Source organism: Gluconobacter aidae (assembly GCF_009547075.1).
Classification (GTDB): domain Bacteria; phylum Pseudomonadota; class Alphaproteobacteria; order Acetobacterales; family Acetobacteraceae; genus Gluconobacter; species Gluconobacter aidae.
In genome coordinates this window covers 1-19,064 of the sequence record NZ_WIPH01000001.1, presented here as the reverse complement: position 1 = coordinate 19,064, position 19,064 = coordinate 1, and the positions used below count along the sequence as shown (strand labels likewise).

Below are 19,064 nucleotides of genomic sequence, written 5' to 3'. Positions count from 1 at the left end.
AACCGCACCGTTATATCCCCTGCCTGAGCAACTGGCCGCAGACATTTATGGCAAACGACCCCATTTCCACCCTGCCTCACCTGCAAACCGGGCCTCAGACAGGGCCGGCCAGAGCAGAACTGGCAAGTTATGAAGTCATCATCACACTTCAGCGGACTGGCCCTGAAGTGCCCGTGGGATGTAGGACAACAGTTGTCCCATTGCAAGGAGACAGGGAGCCTTACCTGAAAAAAGCCATTGCTATTTCTTAAGATTTTGCAATCAGGAGAAGCAGTCGTACTGAACCACTGCATCAAGAGGCAAAAACCCACCACGGGACTGAGGCGATGATGCCTCACGCCCAAGCGCGACGAACATCACAATTTCATGATCTGCTGGAAGATTGATGATCTCCCCAACCTGAGCAAAGTCGAAACCATCCATGGGACAGGTCTGAAGACCATGTGCCGCTGCTGCCATCATGAGCGCATAGGCCGCAAGACCACAGGAACGGATCCCCTCGTCCCGCTGCACCTGCTCACGTCCTGCGTAATAGGAATGAATCATGCCGACATAGCCCTCGCGCACGGACTCGGGCGCATCTTTCCAGTAGCGGGCCGGATCTTTCTCCCAGGCCTTGATGTCAGCGCACATGACAATCAGCGCGGCACAGTCCTCGACCTGCGGCTGATCCCAGGCTGCGGCGCGGATACGACGGCGCTGCTCCCGGTCCCGCACGACCAGAAAGCGGTAATTCTGGATATTGAATGCGGTGGGAGCATGACGGGCGGCTTCCAGGATCGCCGTCAGTTCGGCCTCGGGGATCTGATATTCCGGATCAAAATACTTGGTCGCGCGCCGGGATGCGATGGCCTGAAGAATTTCGCTCATGAATCGGCAACTCCACTCTGACGGTTATCAACCGGGCCCCTGCGAAAAGCAGACTCCGGCTTCAAGGTTTAACCGTACCGCGGAGTGAAGGTTGCGAAATATGAAAACGGTCCCATCAAAATAGCGCTGTCAGTGTCCCGCACGCCTGAGCAGGAACATGGCCTGTTCACCGAACAGGTTGGCCAGACGGATGGAGCGACGCCACGGAGCCCGGGCGCCATCTTCATCGATCGCCAGCCATTGCTGAATGACATAACCCTCTTCCTCGCAGAGCAGGAGAAAGTCCCGGATCGTGCAGGGATGAATATTGGGTGTGGAATACCAGGGCGTATTCCACACGGGCGTCATCGGCATCCGCCCCGTCGTCAGAAGCTGAAGCCTCAGCCGCCAGTGACCGAAATTGGGAAAGGATACAATGGCGTGGCGCCCGATCCTGAGCATCTGCCTCAGGACCTCGCGCGGGCGTTCGACGGCCTGAAGCGTTCTTTGCAGCACAACGTAATCGAAGGTGTCGTCGGGATAGTCCGCCAGATCGTGATCGGCGTCTCCATGCATGACCGGCAGGCCGTGCGCGACGGACTGCGTCACGTTCTGCATGTCGATCTCGATCCCCCGCGCATCGCAGGACCGCGTGCGGTACAGATAGTCGATCAGGGTGCCATCCCCGCTTCCGACATCGAGGACACGGGCACGGGGCGCAATCATTTCGGCAATGAGCCGCTGGTCCACGCGCATCAGCGTTCTCCCGCCTTAAGAGCCGCATGTTCGGCCGCACCCGCGATGAACCCCCGGATGGTCCGGTCGAAATCCGGCTCCTCCAGCAGAAAGGCGTCATGCCCGCGGTCACTCTCGATTTCCACGAAAGAGACGTTCGCCCCTGCCCGGTTGAGCGCCCGCACCAGAAGACGGGACTGGGAGGTCGGGAAGAGCCAGTCCGAACTGAACGACACGACACAGAAACGGGTCTGCGATTTCCGGAACGGATTGGCCAGATCGCCGTCATGTTCTGCGGCCAGATCGAAATAGTCCATCGCGCGCGTAATCGTCAGATAGGAATTGGCATCAAAGCGACGCACGAACGATGAGCCCTGATGGCGCAGATAGCTTTCGACTTCGAACATTTCCCCGAACAGCGACGGGCTGCTGGACGCTGGCACCGCGGTTGCTGCGTCATGCCGGACCCGTCGTCCGAACTTACGGCTGAGAGCTTCCTCGGACAGATAGGTGATATGCGCCATCATGCGCGCAACACCCAGCCCGCGGGCGGGAATGGCCCCAAAATCCCTGTAATGGCCGTCATGCCAGTCTGGATCGGCGAAGATGGCCTGCCGACTGACTTCATTGAACGCGATGTTCTGGGCTGAATGAAAAGGAGACGTTGCGATCGGCATTGCGGCGAACACGCGGTCCGGGAAGTCCGCGGCCCAGGTCAGCGCCTGCATTCCTCCCATCGAACCCCCGATGACTGCGAAAAGACGGCCGACGCCCAGATGGTCGATCAGCTTTGCCTGAGCCGCCACGATATCGTGCATGGTAATTGGCGGGAACTCGCTGTCCCATGCCTTTCCCGTCTCCGTGCAGATCGACCGGGGCCCCGTCGTGCCCATGCAGCCACCAAGCACGTTGGAGCACACGACAAAATAACGATCCGTATCAATCGGAAGCCCCGGCCCCACCATCCTGCTCCACCAGCCCGGTTTGCCGGTCAGGGGATTACGTTCCGCCAGATACTGATCGCCCGTCAGGGCGTGACAGACCAGGATCGCATTGTCCCGCGCCGGTGACAGCGTACCGTAAGTGCGGTAGGCGACCTCCAGCGGCGCCAGATGCACGCCACATTCCAGATCGAGACCGCTGTCCAGCCGCACAGCCTGATGTGTGTAGACCGGCCCGTCCGCGATACCTGGTGACGCGCTGATGTCCATCCCCGATACACCCCTGATACCACGACTGAGGCCTCATGCCTCCCGGGCGCCACGGTATGGCATTGCCTGCCGATACGATCAAATCCCTTTTGGATTGACGATGAATTAACATCTTGAATAAAGTTAAAAAAGCGTAAAAAAGTTATGCATGCCGCCTACGTTCTCACATTCCCCTGCTGAAGGTTCACGGATATCGCCGTTCCCGGCTGACGCGTCTCCCCTACAGATTCTCGGGCATTCCGGCATCTTTGACGCGTTTTATTATCTGGAATCCAATCCGGACCTACAGACACTCGGACCCGCCGTCCTTCGGCATTATCACCAGCACGGATGGCGGGAGGGACGCAAACCCAATCCCTTTTTTGATCCGCACTGGTATCTCAGCCAGAACCGCGACGTCATCGGCGATCCGTTACTGCATTATATCCTGTACGGGGAACGCGAAGGTCGCCGCCCGATCGCCTGGTTCGATCCGGTGTGGTACGCGCGCACCTACCATGTTCCGAAACAGATGCTGGCCCTCGCCCACTACCTGCGGAACCGTCACAACACGCCGTTACGGCCGATCCCGGAATTCGATCCCGATTTCTACCTGCGCGCCTACCCCGATGTCGCCAAAGCGGGTCTGGATGCGCTTGAACATTATATGGTCCAAGGCTTTCGCGAGGCCCGCAAACCGTTCGACGGGTTTGATCCCCTTTATTACAGGCGGAAATACCTTCGGCATTCCCCCGACAGCAATCCGCTGCTGCATTATCTGGAAAACCGTGGTCGGCCGGACATCCACCCCTGCAGCCCCGAGACCGAAGTATCGGTTTTTGGTGAAATCAAACGCCGGAGCAAACCAGGGCCACTATTTGAAAAAGCGCGGCCGCTACCCAGAAGCGCCATCCGTCGCGCTCGTATTCTGGCCTATTACCTGCCACAGTTTCATACCATTCCTGAAAATGACGCGTGGTGGGGCGAAGGTTTTACGGAATGGACCAACCTGTCCCGAGGCATCCCGCGCTTTTCAGACCACTACCAACCCCGTATTCCACGGGATCTGGGGCATTATACCTTAAACACGCCAGAGATCCTCGAACGCCAGGCCGCGATGGCCCAGGCCGCCGGGATTGAAGGTTTCATTTTCTATTTCTACTGGTTCAACCGCAAACGCCTGCTGGACCAGCCTCTGGAAATCCTGCTGGCCAATCCGCAGATCGATCTTCCATTCTGTCTCATGTGGGCGAACGAAAACTGGAGCCGCCGGTGGGATGGCTCGGACGATGACCTGCTGATCGCGCAGGATTACCGTTTAGAAGACGATGACGCTCTTGTGGACTGCTTTGCCCGCTATCTGCGTGATCCCCGCTACATCCATTTTGACGGCCGACCGGTGCTCATGGTCTATCGGCCCGGAACGATCCCCGACGCATCCACAGCCTTCGTCAGATGGCGTACGCTGTTCCGCACCCGGCATGGACTGGATCCGATTTTCGTCATGGGACAGGCTTTCGGTGACGAAAACCCCGATCTCTTCGGTCTGGACGGTGCCATCGAATTTCCACCTCACAAGGTCGTTTCAAACTGCAATCTGATCAATGACGAAATCAGCCTGTTCGATAACGACTTCAGCGGTCAGGTCTATGATTACGGCGAAGTCGTGGATAAAGCCCTCGCCCAGCCCCGAACGCCGTTCCCCCTGATCAGAACCGCAGCGCCTTCGTGGGACAATGATGCGCGAAGGCAAGGCAAAGGCCTTGTCCTTCATGGATCAACGCCGGAACTTTATGAGCGTTGGCTCAGCGGCCTGATAGAACAGGCCCAATCCCGCACATTCTTCGGAGAACCGGTCGTCTGCATCAACGCCTGGAATGAATGGGCCGAGGGGGCCTATCTGGAGCCGGACCAGCATTTCGGAAGCGCCTATCTCAACGCGACGGCCCGCGCCTGTACCGGGGCGGGCAGAAACCGCTCGCGGTCCGGAGTCCTCCTGATTGGACATGACGCGTTTCCCGCAGGCGCGCAGCGACTCCTGCTCGAAATCGGACGTAGTCTGAAATACTGCTTCGGAGCTGAAATCCAGTTCCTTCTCCTTGAGGAGGGCGCTCTTCTCGACGAATATCGCAATGTAGCGCCTACCGAGATCCTTGTCGTGGACTCAAAAACCACCGCCATGCGCCTGGAGGCTCTCCGTCGGCAGGGGTTTCAGTCTGCAATTCTCAACAGCGCAGCCAGTGCAGTTCTTGCTCCTCATCTTGCGGAAGCGGATATCGGCTTTCTGTTTCTCATTCATGAACTTCCCGCTCTACTGCGCAGTCGTGACCTGCACGCCCCTATGCAGAAGGCCTGTACTCTGGCAAGGCGCGTCATCGCTCCCGCGCGGAGTGTGGCAAAAAGCCTTGACCTCGAAACTCTGGACAACCTGAAGATCCTGCCGCAAGGTCTCTACGCTGAAGTGTCTTTCTCGGTTCAGGCACGCCAGACAATCCGCAGGGAAATGGGTCTTGAGGCTGATGAACGGATCGTCATCGGGGTCGGCTATGCGGACCTGCGCAAAGGTTTTGACCTTTTCCTCCAGCTATGGCGCAAAATGCACGGCACAGCTCACTGTGTGTGGCTGGGCGATATTGATCCGTCCCTGAAGAACAACCTCTATGTCGAACTGAGCAGCGCACTCTCCAGCGGAACATTCCACATGCCCGGCAGGGTTGGAAATGTGGCGGCGTGGCTGGCAGCGGCAGACGTATTTGTTCTCGCCTCGCGTGAGGATCCCTATCCCTCGGTGATTCTGGAAGCTCTGGCAGCCGGACTGCCATGTGCTGCTTTTGAGGAAACCGGCGGGATTCCGGACCTTCTGCGACAAATCGATTCCAAAACTGAGCATTGCAACAGGATTGTTCCTTTTGCCGATGTGCCAGCGATGATGGTTGCAGCCGACGAGTTGGCAACATGGTCTTCAGAACGCTCAAACCGGGAACGACGCAAAGCAGCGCGCGCCGCCGCACAACGCTTCAGTTTCAGAAACTATACCGAGGAAATTCTTGCCCTCGCCCTGCCCGCGATCCCGAAAATTTCCGTCGTCATCCCATCACACAACTACGCACGCTATATGGGCCAACGACTTTCTTCGATTTTTGCTCAGACAATACCCATTTTTGAGATTATCGTGCTTGATGATGCGTCAGACGACAACAGCCTCGAAATCGCGCGACAGACGGCAAAAGACTGGAACCGGGAAATCATCTGTATAGAGAATACCGTCACCTCTGGTTCGGTTTTCAAGCAGTGGCACAAAGCGGCCAAAATCGCACGCGGCGACTGGGTCTGGATCGCTGAGGCGGACGATTTCTGCGAACCGGAATTTCTTGAACATATTCTGGCCAGCATCAGAAATAATCCGGCTGTCGTCATGGCGTTTACCGATAGTCGCGCTGTAGATAAAGACGGCTGTCCGATTTTTCCATCCTATCGTGCCTATTACTCAGAAAGCGCAGGATTTCTTATGGAAAGTGACAGTCACTTTACCGGAGAGGATTTTTTGCGGGGATGTCTGTCTGAACGCAATCTTGTCCTCAATGTCAGCAGTGCCCTCTTTCGAAAAAAACAGTTACTGACGGCCATCAGTGCCTGTCAGAAAGACCTGAAGACACTTCGTGTCGCGGGTGACTGGCGCATTTACCTTGAACTGCTGATGCAGAAAAATGTTGAAGTCATCTATCTGGCGCAAGCGCTTAATGTACATCGAAGGCATGGAGACTCTGTCACCCATACCCACAGCCGGCGCAATCATGTTGACGAAGTCACCTCCATGCATCAGCTGCTCGCCAATCGCCTGGCCCTTTCGGAAACACATATCAGCCGTCAGAAGCACTATCGCGCAATGCTGGAACAGAAATTCGGACTGACATCACAAAACGCTTAAGAAAATTCCTTAGCGGTTACGCTAGATGTTTAGGCCACGTTGACAAAAGACCTGATCCAGAGCCTTGCGGCAGCGATATTGAGGAGACTCATGAAGGATAAGGCGGTCCTGTTGTTGTAGCGGATTGCGATGCGGCGCATCTGCTTGAGGTGGTTGGCCATGGCGTCTTCGGCCTGGGTACGCTGACTGATCAGAAAGCCGGAGGGACCAGGCCGCTGCACGTCAGACGCCCGCCGGTCAGGCAGGAGGGAGCGCCGGTGATGGTCGGGGCGGAGAGTGGCAGTTTTCGCAGGGCCCGTACGGCCAGAAACCCGAAACATTCCGCCTCCAGATCATCGCCATTCCAGCCGAGCTTTTCGACCGGCAGCACGGGCGCCGGCAAAGCGCGCTCAAGCTCTTCCATGAGGACCGGGTTATGGCGACCGCCTCCGCACACATACCAGGCTGCCGGAGGGCGTGGCAGCGGTGTGCGCCGGATGGCCTCGACCGTAAAGGCGACGAGCGTTGCCGCGCCGTCCTGCGGTGACAGCGCACTGACCGCAGTCATGGCACGCTGGAAGGTCAGCCGGTCCAGCGATTTGGGGGCCGGTCGGGAAAAATAGGGATCTGCCAGCAGGGGCTCGAGAATGTCTTCGTGAACCGATCCCGAGCGGGCCAGTGCGCCGTCCACATCGCAGGCGGTGCCGGTATGGAGAAAGGCCCAGTCATCCAGCAGGGCGTTTCCCGGGCCGGTATCGCAGGCATGGATGCTTCCGTCCGCCTCCACCAGCGTCACATTCGCAACCCCGCCAATATTAAGGATCGCAACCGGGCCTTCATGCTCCCGCAGCAGGGCGGCGTGATACCACGGCGCCAGAGGGGCCCCTTCCCCACCGGCGGCGACATCAGCGCTGCGAAAATCATGAATGACCGGAAGGCCGGTTTCACGCGACAGCAGGGCGGCGTCGCCGATCTGCCAGGTCAGGCGACGTTCGGGGGCGTGCAGGATGGTCTGTCCATGAAAGCCGATCAGATCGACGGTGTCTGTCTTCTGGCGCAGGATCTGGACGGCCTCGATGTGACGCAGGGTGAGATCCCGCTCCACACGGCGCAGTCCCGGATCTTCGGGGCTCAGCGTTGCGGCGCGCGACAGCAGATCGCGGGCGCGGGCGCGCAGTTCCGGCGAATATGTCAGGCTGAGGCCGGGGCCATGCGAGAGGATCTTCTCACCGTCCGTCCGGACGAGGGCTGCATCCACGCCATCCAGCGATGTGCCGCTCATCAGGCCTATTGCGGTCAGGCATCGCATCAGTCGTGCTCCTCGGAGGTTTGCAGTTCCACGACGAAATCATAAAGGTCGGCGCGATAGCAGGAAAATGTGACCTCAAGGACGCGCCCGTCCGGAAGGAAAGAGCGCCGTTCGATTTCAAGAATGGCCGTGGGGTGGCTGATATGGAGCAGTTCGGCTTCGTGGAGCGTGGCCATGCGCGCCCTGATCCGCTGAAGTGCCCTGACGGGCAACAGGCCGTGCGCTTTCAGGGCCGCGTAAAACGATTCCCCGACCAGTTCCGGAGAGGCCAGATCCCGACGTGAGATGACGGCTGTTTCGATGGCCATCGGTTCGCCGTCCGCGGTCCGGATCCGTTTCAGGCGCAGGACCGGGGCGGCCGGAGCGATGCCCAGCGCCATGGCTTCGTCCGGGCTGGCGCCTGCGGCGCGTTTGTCCAGCCAGATTGATGCCGGTTCGTAGCCGCGGGCCCGCATGTCGTCGGAAAACCCCATCAGGACCGAAAGCGGCTGCTGGATCCTGCGGGAGACGAATGTTCCCGCGCCGGGGCGCTGGGTCAGGAGACCAGCCGTCACCAGTTGTTCGAGCGATTTGCGGACCGTTACACGGGAGACGCCTGTCAGCGCGGCCAGTTCACGCTCCGGCGGAACGGCGTCGCCGCCGCGCAGGGTTCCCCCGTTGATGAGTTCGCGCAGGCGTTCAGCCAGTTGCAGATACAGGGGTTTGCGGTTGGTCTCATCCGGCGTGAGGGCAGCAAAAATGTTTTCCGTGGGCTTCACGTCCATAAAAACCTCAGCCCCGGTCCACTTGTGCGGCCATGACGGCGCGCAGATCGCCTGCGTGTTGGGTCAGGGCGGTTTCCGCCTCTTCCATCGTCAGTCCGGAGCGGATGAGAATGGCGCGTTTGACGTTCTGGCGGCTGGCCCGCAGGGCGGCCTCGATTTCTTCCGGGGTGCCTCCGGCCAGATCCTGCACCATGCGGGCGGCACGCTTTTCGAGTTTGGCATTGACGACGCGCATATCCACCATCTGACCGCGATAGCCATGTCCGAGTTTAATCATCAGGGTTGTGGACAGCATGTTCAGGACGGCTTTCTGGGCTGTGCCGGCCTTGAGCCGGGTAGAGCCTGCAATGACTTCCGCGCCGGTGACAATGGCAATGCCCAGCTCCGCTTCCCTGAGCAGACGACCCTCACCGTTGCAACTGATTCCGACGGTCAGGGCGCCTGCGTTCCGCGCGGCCGCAATGGCGGCGCAGGTATAGGGCGTGGCGCCACTGGCCGCGATACCGAACACCACGTCGTTCGGGCCGGGATTGTGGGACAGGATTTCCCGGCTTGCGGTCTCTTCGCGGTCCTCGGCGCCTTCCACGGCTTCGAACAGGGCCGTGGTGCCTCCCGCCAGCATCAGGATGAGGCGTTCGGATGGCCAGCCGAAGGTGGGTGTGAGTTCCACCCCATCCTGAAGCCCCACGCGGCCGGACGTTCCGGCGCCCACATAAAACAGCCGCCCTCCGGCCCGCAGACGCGGGAGAGCAGCTGTGACGACATCGTTCATCTGCGGCACCGCGGCCCGGGCGACGGCGGTTGCGGTCATCTGGGCTTCCGCCAGAGAGTCCAGAACCGATGTCACCGGCCACAGGTCAATGTCACCATAGCGCGGGTCCTGCTGCTCGGTCCCGCCCGGCGCAACTGAAGACGGCAGGGACGTGTTCTTGGCACTCATGGCCTCAATCCTTTCGGGCGTCATAAGCCGACTGGCGGTTCTCTCGGCGCGCGCCTGTCAACAGCATGGAAAAACGGGCCACCACCAGCATTCCGGCGATACCGAGAGGAACGAGCCAGGGAAAAGCGATGTGATAGCCGGAATACTGGAGGAACTTCATGATGACCGCCATGGCCGCCAGTGAGACCAGAAAACCCGTCAGGGCATCCTGTGGCCGGGCATCAGGATACAACATGCCAAAGAGGAAAGCCCCGAGAGTCGGGCCATAAGACCACCCTGCGATCGTCAGGCCCAGAATCACGGCGGACTGCTCGCCCTGTGCAAACCAGAGGGCAACCAGAACGAGCGCGATACTCCACAGCAGCGTCGTGAGACGGGGGGCGAACAGCGGGCTTTCCCGGAATCCGCAGAAACGTCCCCAGCGTTTGAGGAGACGTTCCGGCAGAGGCCCGAAATCCGTCAGGGACGCGCCAGCCATGGCATTGAGGGTGGAAGACAGGGAGCCCATCGTGGCGCTCAAGACGCCTGCGAGCAGCAGGCCGCCCAGTCCGGCAGGTAACCCTGAGACGATGTAACTTGGGAACAGTTCGTCGGGCGAGCGCAATCCGAGTTCCGTCAGGGACTGGCCGTGATGCGTGATCCAGAGCTGCACGCCGACAAGGGACAGCAGCCCGAACAGAAACGCCACCACAAAGGCACTGCCAACGAGCGCGTAGCGGGCATCCCGGAGGGTTCTGGCCGCCAGCAGACGCTGGACCATGAGCTGGTCCGAGCCGTGGGACGCGACTGAAAGAATGGCGCCTCCGACCAGGGCCGCGAGGGGGGTGAAAGGATCGGACAGCAGCGTGCTGACATGCAGGGCGTGGAACGGGGCCATTTTCCCGGCGGCCCATGCCTGTGTCCAGCCATCGGATGGGAGACCGTGCATCAGCAGACCGGCGCATGCGGCCGCGCCGAAGAGATAAATGCAGAGCTGTATGGTGTCGGACCACACAACCGCCCGCAGGCCGCCCAGAACCGTATAGGCCAGCGTAAAGGCCATGATGAGGCCCAGAACAGCCAGATGGTTTATGGATATTCCATTGTGTTCCAGCATCCATGTCAGCGGCAGGAGCCCTGCGGAGAGGCGGACCCCTTCGGCCAGAAGCCGCGTGACGAGAAAAGCGCCAGAGGCGGCACATTGCAGCCCCGGACCGAAACGCTCGCCCAGATACTGATACGCACTCCTGATCTGGCCCTGGGCGTAGAGCGGCAGAAACCAGATCGCCACGATCAGCCGGCCGATCAGATATCCCCCGGCAAGGCCGAGAAAGACCATTCCCGTCGTATAACCGATGCCCGGAATGCTGATGAAGGTCAGTGTCGAGGTTTCTGTCGCCACGAGCGAAAGGCAGATCGCCCACCAGGGAAGATCGTGCGATGCGGACAGGAAATCGCCGGATGTTTTCCCACGCCGCGAGACCGTGATCGCCACAAGGGGGAGCAGCACGAAATATGCGCAGATTACGGCGATGTCGGCAAAGCGCATGAAGCATGTCCCCTTGTTCGTTTCGATATAGGAGAAATATAATACCAGATCAATACCGGGATTTGCGGTGCGGCCTGCCAAGTGGGCGGAGCGCTATGGAAGGGTTGCTCACCCGGGCCACAAGAGATCCTGCAAAGCTTCGGGAAAGCATCAGAGTGGTCGTTTTTACGATTCGCTTTCGAAATAGGTTGAACGAGGTTTGTTTTCGGTATTAGATTGGACTTGAAAATGGTGCCTACCGGTACATGACATGAACAGTTCGACCGTCCTTCGCGCGGGATTTTCCGGGAACAGGTCAGGGAGAAACGGCAATGCAGAACCTCAGTAGGTCTTTCCTTGTTTCTGTCTCGTTGATTGCCCTTGCCGCGACATCTGCCAGCGCGGCCAGCACGCAGCTCCGGAAAGCCCTGTCCTCGAAACCGCGAAAACCCGCAAAGCCGGCCCCGGCAGCGGCGGCTGTTCATTCCGACCCCGAGCGGATTACCGTCCATTCCGACCTGCAAAGCGCGACAGGCGTGACGGGTGCGACACCGGGCGGGGGCATGATGCCGCCCCAGACGGCCCCGAAATCGCGCAGTGGCCTGACCCGCGATTACATCGCAAAGCAGAGCCCGACCAGCAATCCCACCACCATGATCGCCAGCCTTCCAGGTGTCGTGACGGGAAGCGGAGACCCGCTGGGCACCAGCGATCAGCAGGTCAGCCTGTCCGTACGGGGTCTGAACCAGTTCGAGCTGGGCTATACCTATGAAGGGATTCCTGCGGCCGATCCGCTCAATTTCTTCATTTTCACCGGAACGACCGCCGACAATGAAAATATCCAGAGCCTGTCGCTCTCGCAGGGATCGGCCGATATTTCAGCCCCGCTCTATAATGCCGTGGGTGGTCAGTTGAGCGAGACTCTGCGCGATCCGTCCCACAAGGCCGGGGGACTTCTGAATCTTGCTTACGGTTCCTATGCGCTCAACCGGGAATTCGCCCGGATCGACAGCGGCGATATTGGCCATAGTGGCATCCGCAGTTTCGTATCCTTTTCCTATGAGGGGGCTGATAACTGGCGCGGGTCGGGCCGGACCACGCGGTATCATGTGGATGGCAAGGCCCTGAAGGAATGGGGAGAGGGAAACCGCGCCTCGTTCATTCTCTCCTATAACAGTCCGACGGGATATTATCTGAAGACGCCCTCGATGGCGCAGTGGAACGCTCTGGGGACGAAAGCCAATTATGCGGCCAATTTCAAAAGCGGGGGCGCATCCTATTACAAATTCCAGGAAAACCAGCGCAATTCACTGATCCTGGGGGCGCCGGTTCATCTGAACCTCAGCCACTCTCTGACGGCCGACATCACGCCTTATTATGATTATTTCTGGGGCTATGGAGATGGCGGCACCACGCTGCCGACGGGTTACAGCTATGTTGGCAACCAGAATACCGGTCCGCTTCAGGTCTCCCAGAGCGGGTCATCCGTCATCGGGGCGGCAATTGATACGTTCACCGAACGGAATTCAGGTCTGAACAGTGCCATCCACTGGAAGACGCAGCACAATACGCTGTCCTTCGGATACTGGTATTCCTACTATACCCAGCAGGAACATTCCTATTATGCGGAAGCGGATGGAAACGGGAACATCGCTTCCATGACCGGCCGTTACCCCATCATGACGCAGGCCGGTATTCCGCTGTCCCGCTACAACATCAATTTCGTCCAGCAAACCAACGCCCTGTTCATCAACGACACGTTCAAGGCGCTGAACGACCGTCTGACCATCGAGGCCGGCTTCAAGGAAGCCATGGTCTCGCGCATGTCCACCCAGCTCATCCGGGGGGCGAATTACAAATCGACCGTCAACTATGCGGAGCCGCTTCCGCAGTTTGCCGCAAGCTATCGCATTACGCCGCACGACCAGATCTATATCAATGGCTCGACAGGCTTCAGGGCGCCCTCCTCCATTCTGACGATGGCCGATTATTTCAGCACTTCCACCGGCAAGATCGCGCATAGCCGCGCCAGCAATCTTTCTCCGGAATATTCGATTGGCGAGGAGATCGGGTATCGCCATACCGGTCTGGTCAACATTTCGGCTGCGTTGTTCAACTATAACCTGACGAACCGCCAGCTCAGCTCCACCGTCTATCTCAACGGTGTGGCGACAACGGCCTCCATCAATGCGGGTGGCCAGACGTCACGCGGTGCGGAACTGGAGCTTGGCCTGCGTCCCTGGCACCATTTCAGCCCTTATCTGTCGGGCCAGTATCTGCACGCCACGATCGACAACAATCTGGCGTCTGGGGGCGATCTGCTGCCGACAAAAGGCAAGACCGCCGTCAATACGCCGACCTTCAGCGGGACGATCGGGCTCGCTTATGACAACGGTTCGATTTTCGGGAATTTCAACCTGAATTATGTGGGATCGCAATATGCCACATTCATGAATGACCAGAAAATTCCGTCCTATTTCACGGGGAATGTCACCCTTGGCTATCGCATGAAAAGCTACCGGTTCGTAAAGCCCCCCCAGATCCAGCTGAACCTCATCAATCTCGGCAACAACGGGTATCTGTCTGGCGCTTCAAGCCTTGTGGGGAATGCCAAGGCCACCAAAGGCGTGTATGGGACGAACATTGCTGCCCAGACGCCGCTTTATTATGTCGGCGGCGGGTTTGCGGGCGTGGTCTCCGTGACGGCCGGTTTCTGAGAATGGGCATGACCGGATACCCTGCGCCTGGATTTGGAATCAGGAGCGATGATGATGCATCTTGAGGGCAGGATTGTCCTGCGTGACCGCGTAGTCCCGGGGCGGGTGGATTTTGACAGCCATATCCGCGGGATCGTGCCTCGGTCCGGGGTGGCGGAGCGCTATATCCTGCCAGGGTTCATTGACGGTCATGTCCATGGCGGCGCGGGTGCCGATACGATGGACGGGGTTGCGGCCATCGAGACGCTCTCGCGCTTCCATCTGGGCCACGGAACCACGACGATCCTGCCCACCACGATCACCGCGCCCTGGCCGGACGTCATGGCGGCCCTGCGGGCAGTGGCGGAAGTCTCGCGTCGGGGCGTAGAGGCTGGACCGCGCATTCATGGCGCACATCTGGAAGGGCCGTTCGTCAGCCCGCACAAGCTGGGGGCCCAGCCGCCGTTCAATATCGAGCCGACCGCCGAGCGGGTGGCGGAAGCCGTTGCGACGGGATGTGTGCGTGTCGTGACCATCGCGCCGGAGCTTGAACACGCGCCGACGGCCATGAAGGCTTTTGCGCAGGCGAGTGTCAGGGTCAGTCTGGGGCATACCACCACGGATTTCGAAGGCACCGAGCGGGCGATCTGTCTGGTCTGTGCCGCAAGTGGAACCGTGGGGGGGACGCATCTGTTCAATGCCATGTCGGCCATTGAAGGGCGGCGTCCCGGCCCGGTGACGGCGCTGATGTGCAGCGACGTGGCTTATGGGGAGATAATTTTCGATACGCATCATGTTCATCCCGCCAGTTTCCGGCTGGCGGAACGCGTGATGGGACAGCGGCTGCTGTTCGTGACGGATGCCATGCGAGGCACGGGCGAGGCGGACGGTCCGAGCCAGCTTGGCGGCCAGGACGTGATGATCCGCGACGGTGTGGTCCGCCTGCCGGACGGGACGCTCGCAGGGAGCGTGCTGACGCTGGATCAAGCACTGCGCAACGCCATCGACGCCGGGATGTCGCTCCCGAAAGCGGCGCGTCTGGTCAGTACGAATGCCGCCGCCTATCTGGGGCTGCATGACCGGGGGGCGATTGCGCCGGATCTTCTGGCGGATTTCACGGTTCTTGATGACAGGTTTCAGGTCAGCGAAGTCTGGGTCAATGGAGAGCGCAGGGTATGAAAATTATCGTCACGGACACGCCCGATCAGGCGTTTCAGCGCGCGGCGGACATGATCGCGGAGGAAATCCGCGGGCCTCAGGCGTCCATTCTGGGACTGGCGACAGGCCGCACGATGGAAAGCATCTATCGGATTCTGGTGCAGCAGCATGACGCGGGGACGCTGGATTTTTCCGGCACGACGTCGTTCAATCTGGACGAATATGTCGGCCTGCCGCCCACGGACCCGAACTCCTACAGCCATTACATGCAGGAGCATCTGTTTTCGCATGTGAATATGCCTGCCGGTCAGGGGCATGTGCCGGACGGCTCGGCCGAGGATCTGGATGCTGAATGCGCGCGTTATGAAGCAGCCATTCGCGCGGCCGGTGGCCTCGGGTTGCAGCTTCTGGGCATTGGCGAGACGGGGCATATCGGTTTCAACGAACCACCCTCTGCGTTCGACAGCCGGACACGGGTCGTCCATCTGGACGACGTGACGCGGCGGCAGAACAGCGGCATGTTCGGCGACGACCCGGAGCGTGTGCCGGAACGTGCCCTGACGATGGGGGTGGGGACGATCCTTGAAGCGCGCCATCTTCTGCTGGTAGCCGTTGGCGACAACAAGGCGGCGATCGTTGACGAGGCGCTGAACGGTCCGATCAGCGAGGCCGTCAGCGCCACGGCCATCCGGCTTCATGACGATGTAACAGTCATTCTGGATGCGGCAGCGGCCCGGATCTGGCGACAGAATGGTCACTTACCAAACAGCCCCGAAAACTTATAGTGATTGTAAGTAAGTTTAACGCTATAACGTAAGAATGACTTTCCAAGAGCTCTTCCAGCACGCCATTAAAATTGGCGCTGTCCGCAATATTGATCTCGCAAAGAGGTTCGGCATCACCAGTCAGGCCGTGAGTCAGTGGAAGACGGGCAAGCGTCCCAATCGGGAGCATGAGCAGAAAGTCATTGATTATCTGTCGGAAAAAATTGCCGAGAAGGAAGGCGTCAAGGTCAAGCTGCCCGACCTGCCGGCGAACCTGATTGATGATGCGGGTTCAGACGAGCCCGTCGATTATGTTCCCGTGCGCTCACTTGACGTCAGGGCTGGTGCTGGAGGCGGCGGAATCATTGACGACCATGCCTTCGGACGGCCGCGTTTCTTTGAATCCGGCTTCGTACAGCGGGAGTTGAGGGCATCCGCATCCGATCTGTGCGTTGTGGAAATCGAAGGCCAGTCCATGGAGCCGCTTCTCAGAAGTGGGGACACGGTTCTGGTGGATATGCGGAAGAAGAACGTCGCGATGGAGGGGATTTTTGTTCTCTTCGACGGGGATGGCGTGGTCTGCAAATGGGTTGAACTCGTCCATGGCGCCGAGACCCCTACGTTTCAGGTGAAGTCTGAAAACGAGCGCTTCAAACCCTACGAGGTGGAAGCCCACAGGTGCCAGATTCTTGGCCGCGTTGTGTGGTTTTCCCGACGGTTGTAAGCGGGTTCACTTACATAATCAGTCATTGCTTACATTTTTGATTGACTAAGATGTAAGTGTAGATTACGAATCTTCCGTGTCCCGCAGTGGGGCTGGAGGATTTAGTCATGGTGGCGCAGAGCAATATTTCAGCGATCCGGAAAGCATACACCCTCCTCAGTGAGAATGGATGGAGGGTCAACAACTACGGAATGACGAATAACGAGTGGTTCGATTTTCTGGTTGATTTGAATATTTCGGCTCTGGGCCTCGAAAGGCTGACAAAACAGATGGAAACGATGTCTGGCTCCGTGACAAACAGCAGGCCCCATTGATTTTTCAGGCCGAAATGTGGTTACGCCCACAACATTCCTCCCTACGGCCTGCTTGATCGCGCCGGACGGGCTGCGGGCATCTGCGCGTCTGTATAGGGTTGCAATGCCTTGATAATCCGGCAGTCCGCGACCTTGCCATGCTGGCATTGCGCAAGAAGCTGCGTCAGTTCCTGCCGCAGTGTCTGCAGATCGTAAATCCTGCGCGCGATATCCGTGACATGGGCCTGAACAAGCTCATCCATCTGCTCACAGGACCAGTTGGCGCAGAGCGCTCTGGATTGCCCTGCTCGTCAATGGCGGGTTTTCCTGACCGAGATTGTCGCGGGCGTCATGCTCTTGCGAAGGCCGCCTACGCCACAAAACAGAAGGTTATTTGCGGAACGACCTTCTTTCGGGGACCAAACCGCCGAGGATATGGTCCGCAAAGACCGGGCCAACGACGCGATCCGCCGTTGGCGCTTGCGCTTGAAGTTCAAGAGGCAGGTTTTCCGGGCACGCCCTCCGCGCAATAGCCGGTCAAAGCCTTGGTGAGATGGCGGAAGACGGCGTCGATCCGAGCGCTGCGGCGTAGATCTTCATGTGCGACGATCCAGATGTCGAGTTCCGAGACCACCACGTCCGGCATGACACGCACAAGATCTCGTTCGCCAACCGGCACCTGCGCCACCCCGATCCCCAGACCCGCGCGCATGGAAGCAAGTTGCGTTGGATGGCTGTCGGTGCGCAACCCGAAGCGGAACGTCTGGCCCAGCCGTTTCTCCATATCCCGAGTGAAAGACCGGTCCGCCGGCGATCGGTCCGAGCCGATCAGCGCGTGCGCCGCGAGGTCTGCCGCAGTGTCCGGGGTGCCGTGCCGCTCAAGATAGGACGCGGCAGCAAAGAATCCAAGCGGAACGCGCCCGACCTGTTTCGCCACGAGCGCGTCCTGGCGCGGGCGATGCATCCGGATCGCGATATCCGCCTCCTGGCTCAGGAGATCGGCGCTATGGTTGCTCAACACCAGTTCGAGGTCGAGTCCCGGATGGCGCTCGCGCAATGGGAGCAGCAAGGGCGGCAACACCTCGATGCCGACGAACTCCGCCACGCTGATCCGCACCGTTCCGGCGATCTCGCCGCCCGCACCGGACGCCGCGCGGTAGAAGGCGTCGGACGCGAAACCCATACGCCTGACATGGATCGCCAGTTCCCGCGCCTCGTCCGTCGGGAGCAGCCCGTTAACCCCGCGCGAGAAGAGCGGCTGGCCGATCGCGCGTTCCAGAGCCTCGACCCGGTGGCGTACGGTCGGCTGGGTCAGGCCGAGCGCCCGTGCCGCCGCCGACAGGCTGCCCGTATCGAGGACGGCGAGGAAAGCCCGCTGATCTTCCCAATCCGGAAGGATGATGCTCATCGTTTTTCGATGGGTTGCCTATCAGTCTTTGTCAATTTCCATCATGATCGAGCGACGGCAATTTTCCGTGACCACATGGAAAGGTCGGTCATGACAAAAACAATCCTCATCCTCGGAGCGACCGGCGGTGTCGGCGGCGCGGTCGCGCGGGTCATGCTGCAACGCGGCTGGCAAGTGTGTGCGATGGTGCGCGATCCGGTGCGCGCGGCGTCAGGCTGGGGTGACGGCCCGGCGCCGCAATGGGTGCAGGGCGACGCCATGTGCCGCGAGGACGTCGTCAAGGCTGCGAGCAATGCCGCCGCGATCCTGCATGGCGTCAATCCGCCCGGCTACCGTCATTGGGATACGATGGTCTTGCCAATGATGGACAACACGATCGCTGCGGCGAAAGCGGCGAATGGCGCACGGATCGTGTTGCCGGGGACGATCTATAATTACGATGCCGTTGCCTCGCCGATGATCGACGAAACGACGCCGCAGAATTCCAGGGGAAGGAAAGGCATCATTCGGACCGAACTCGAACGCCGCCTTGCCGAGGCGGCACCGGACGTACCGAGCCTCGTGGTGCGGGCGGGAGATTTCTTCGGACCGGGGGCGCGGCAAAGCTGGTTCGCTCTGGCGATGGCGAAGCCGCCTCTGACGCGGATCGTCGATCCCGGTCGCCCCGGCATCGGTCACAGTTGGGCCTATCTTCCCGATCTCGCCGAGACGATGGCACGGTTGATCGAACTTCCCTCCGGCTCCCTGGCACCGGCCGAGCGCGTGCAGTTCGGCGGATTCTGGGATGCGGACGGCACGCGGATGATCGCCGCGATCCGCC

The 19,064-nt window shown here is 59.7% G+C and carries 17 protein-coding genes; 7 read left to right on the top strand and 10 right to left on the bottom strand.

The annotated features are described in order from the left end of the window. Positions 1-261: 261 nt before the first annotated feature. The 3 genes from GFJ39_RS00080 to metX all read right to left on the bottom strand — a co-directional run bounded on the left by GFJ39_RS00080 (position 262) and on the right by metX (position 2,795). Positions 262-870: a nitroreductase family protein gene (locus GFJ39_RS00080; RefSeq protein ID WP_153429022.1), complete on the bottom strand. Its 609-nt coding sequence runs from the start codon at positions 868-870 to the stop codon at positions 262-264. Positions 871-999: 129 nt separating this feature from the next. Next, the gene (gene metW, locus GFJ39_RS00075; protein WP_153429021.1) at positions 1,000-1,605 is read right to left on the bottom strand and encodes a methionine biosynthesis protein MetW; all 606 of its coding nucleotides are present in this window, start codon (positions 1,603-1,605) and stop codon (positions 1,000-1,002) included. Further along, on the bottom strand, positions 1,605-2,795 hold the full coding sequence (metX, locus tag GFJ39_RS00070) for a homoserine O-acetyltransferase MetX (protein WP_153429020.1): 1,191 nt from the start codon (positions 2,793-2,795) through the stop codon (positions 1,605-1,607). Before metX ends, metW begins: the two co-directional genes overlap by 1 nt. 148 nt (positions 2,796-2,943) lie before the next feature. Between metX and GFJ39_RS00065 the strand changes: the two genes are divergently transcribed. Next, positions 2,944-6,702 carry a glycoside hydrolase family 99-like domain-containing protein gene (locus GFJ39_RS00065; protein ID WP_153429019.1) on the top strand — a complete coding sequence of 1,253 codons (3,759 nt, stop codon included), beginning with the start codon at positions 2,944-2,946 and terminating at the stop codon, positions 6,700-6,702. A gap of 29 nt (positions 6,703-6,731) precedes the next feature. Here GFJ39_RS00065 and GFJ39_RS14420 read toward each other — a convergent pair whose 3' ends face one another. Genes GFJ39_RS14420 through GFJ39_RS00045 form a run of 5 tightly spaced genes read right to left on the bottom strand, consistent with a single transcriptional unit; the run spans position 6,732 to position 11,222 of the window. Beyond that, complete coding sequence (locus GFJ39_RS14420) at positions 6,732-6,863, bottom strand: hypothetical protein (RefSeq protein ID WP_267902320.1); 132 nt, start codon at positions 6,861-6,863, stop codon at positions 6,732-6,734. A 29-nt stretch (positions 6,864-6,892) separates the two neighbouring features. Next, positions 6,893-7,990, bottom strand: a complete 1,098-nt coding sequence (locus GFJ39_RS00060) for an anhydro-N-acetylmuramic acid kinase (RefSeq protein WP_153429018.1) — start codon at positions 7,988-7,990, stop codon at positions 6,893-6,895. Continuing rightward, on the bottom strand, positions 7,990-8,754 hold the full coding sequence (locus GFJ39_RS00055) for a GntR family transcriptional regulator (protein WP_153429017.1): 765 nt from the start codon (positions 8,752-8,754) through the stop codon (positions 7,990-7,992). Before GFJ39_RS00055 ends, GFJ39_RS00060 begins: the two co-directional genes overlap by 1 nt. A 7-nt stretch (positions 8,755-8,761) precedes the next feature. After that, positions 8,762-9,694, bottom strand: a complete 933-nt coding sequence (locus GFJ39_RS00050; RefSeq protein ID WP_153429016.1) for an N-acetylmuramic acid 6-phosphate etherase — start codon at positions 9,692-9,694, stop codon at positions 8,762-8,764. Positions 9,695-9,698: 4 nt separating this feature from the next. Beyond that, positions 9,699-11,222, bottom strand: a complete 1,524-nt coding sequence (locus GFJ39_RS00045) for a sodium:solute symporter (RefSeq protein ID WP_153429015.1) — start codon at positions 11,220-11,222, stop codon at positions 9,699-9,701. A 311-nt stretch (positions 11,223-11,533) separates the two neighbouring features. Here GFJ39_RS00045 and GFJ39_RS00040 point away from each other — a divergent pair, with 311 nt between their 5' ends. From GFJ39_RS00040 to GFJ39_RS00020, 5 genes are all read left to right on the top strand, one after another. Then, positions 11,534-13,918 (top strand): TonB-dependent receptor, encoded by a 2,385-nt coding sequence (locus GFJ39_RS00040; protein WP_153429014.1) that lies wholly within the window; start codon positions 11,534-11,536, stop codon positions 13,916-13,918. Positions 13,919-13,969: 51 nt separating this feature from the next. Next, positions 13,970-15,076, top strand: coding sequence for an N-acetylglucosamine-6-phosphate deacetylase (nagA, locus tag GFJ39_RS00035; protein WP_194285248.1), 1,107 nt, complete (start codon positions 13,970-13,972; stop codon positions 15,074-15,076). Beyond that, entirely contained in the window at positions 15,073-15,840 is a 768-nt protein-coding gene (gene nagB / locus GFJ39_RS00030) for a glucosamine-6-phosphate deaminase (RefSeq protein ID WP_153429012.1), read from the top strand. Before nagA ends, nagB begins: the two co-directional genes overlap by 4 nt. Positions 15,841-15,874: 34 nt before the next feature. Beyond that, a complete protein-coding gene (locus GFJ39_RS00025; protein ID WP_153429011.1) occupies positions 15,875-16,543 on the top strand; it encodes a LexA family transcriptional regulator in 669 nt (222 codons plus the stop codon). Positions 16,544-16,650: 107 nt separating this feature from the next. Beyond that, positions 16,651-16,857 (top strand): hypothetical protein, encoded by a 207-nt coding sequence (locus tag GFJ39_RS00020; protein ID WP_153429010.1) that lies wholly within the window; start codon positions 16,651-16,653, stop codon positions 16,855-16,857. Positions 16,858-16,898: 41 nt separating this feature from the next. Here the strand turns inward: GFJ39_RS00020 and GFJ39_RS00015 are convergent, their stop codons facing one another. Then, entirely contained in the window at positions 16,899-17,099 is a 201-nt protein-coding gene (locus tag GFJ39_RS00015; protein ID WP_228391716.1) for a MerR family transcriptional regulator, read from the bottom strand. A gap of 230 nt (positions 17,100-17,329) precedes the next feature. Next, positions 17,330-18,244 carry a LysR family transcriptional regulator gene (locus GFJ39_RS00010; RefSeq protein ID WP_153429009.1) on the bottom strand — a complete coding sequence of 305 codons (915 nt, stop codon included), beginning with the start codon at positions 18,242-18,244 and terminating at the stop codon, positions 17,330-17,332. Positions 18,245-18,334: 90 nt separating this feature from the next. On the opposite strand from GFJ39_RS00010, the gene GFJ39_RS00005 reads away from it, so the two are divergent. Beyond that, positions 18,335-19,064 (top strand): NAD(P)H-binding protein (locus GFJ39_RS00005; RefSeq protein WP_153429008.1); only part of this gene is annotated, 730 nt, incomplete at its 3' end.

Excerpts from the sequence above, each read along its gene's own strand:
- GFJ39_RS00080 (WP_153429022.1), bottom strand. The coding sequence starts at position 870 with ATGAGCGAAATTCTTCAGGCCATCGCATCCCGGCGCGCGACCAAGTAT.
- metW (WP_153429021.1), bottom strand. The coding sequence starts at position 1,605 with ATGCGCGTGGACCAGCGGCTCATTGCCGAAATGATTGCGCCCCGTGCC.
- metX (WP_153429020.1), bottom strand. The coding sequence starts at position 2,795 with ATGGACATCAGCGCGTCACCAGGTATCGCGGACGGGCCGGTCTACACA.
- GFJ39_RS00065 (WP_153429019.1), top strand. The coding sequence starts at position 2,944 with ATGCCGCCTACGTTCTCACATTCCCCTGCTGAAGGTTCACGGATATCG.
- GFJ39_RS14420 (WP_267902320.1), bottom strand. The coding sequence starts at position 6,863 with ATGGCCAACCACCTCAAGCAGATGCGCCGCATCGCAATCCGCTACAAC.
- GFJ39_RS00060 (WP_153429018.1), bottom strand. The coding sequence starts at position 7,990 with ATGCGATGCCTGACCGCAATAGGCCTGATGAGCGGCACATCGCTGGAT.
- GFJ39_RS00055 (WP_153429017.1), bottom strand. The coding sequence starts at position 8,754 with ATGGACGTGAAGCCCACGGAAAACATTTTTGCTGCCCTCACGCCGGAT.
- GFJ39_RS00050 (WP_153429016.1), bottom strand. The coding sequence starts at position 9,694 with ATGAGTGCCAAGAACACGTCCCTGCCGTCTTCAGTTGCGCCGGGCGGG.
- GFJ39_RS00045 (WP_153429015.1), bottom strand. The coding sequence starts at position 11,222 with ATGCGCTTTGCCGACATCGCCGTAATCTGCGCATATTTCGTGCTGCTC.
- GFJ39_RS00040 (WP_153429014.1), top strand. The coding sequence starts at position 11,534 with ATGCAGAACCTCAGTAGGTCTTTCCTTGTTTCTGTCTCGTTGATTGCC.
- nagA (WP_194285248.1), top strand. The coding sequence starts at position 13,970 with ATGATGCATCTTGAGGGCAGGATTGTCCTGCGTGACCGCGTAGTCCCG.
- nagB (WP_153429012.1), top strand. The coding sequence starts at position 15,073 with ATGAAAATTATCGTCACGGACACGCCCGATCAGGCGTTTCAGCGCGCG.
- GFJ39_RS00025 (WP_153429011.1), top strand. The coding sequence starts at position 15,875 with ATGACTTTCCAAGAGCTCTTCCAGCACGCCATTAAAATTGGCGCTGTC.
- GFJ39_RS00020 (WP_153429010.1), top strand. The coding sequence starts at position 16,651 with ATGGTGGCGCAGAGCAATATTTCAGCGATCCGGAAAGCATACACCCTC.
- GFJ39_RS00015 (WP_228391716.1), bottom strand. The coding sequence starts at position 17,099 with ATGGATGAGCTTGTTCAGGCCCATGTCACGGATATCGCGCGCAGGATT.
- GFJ39_RS00010 (WP_153429009.1), bottom strand. The coding sequence starts at position 18,244 with ATGAGCATCATCCTTCCGGATTGGGAAGATCAGCGGGCTTTCCTCGCC.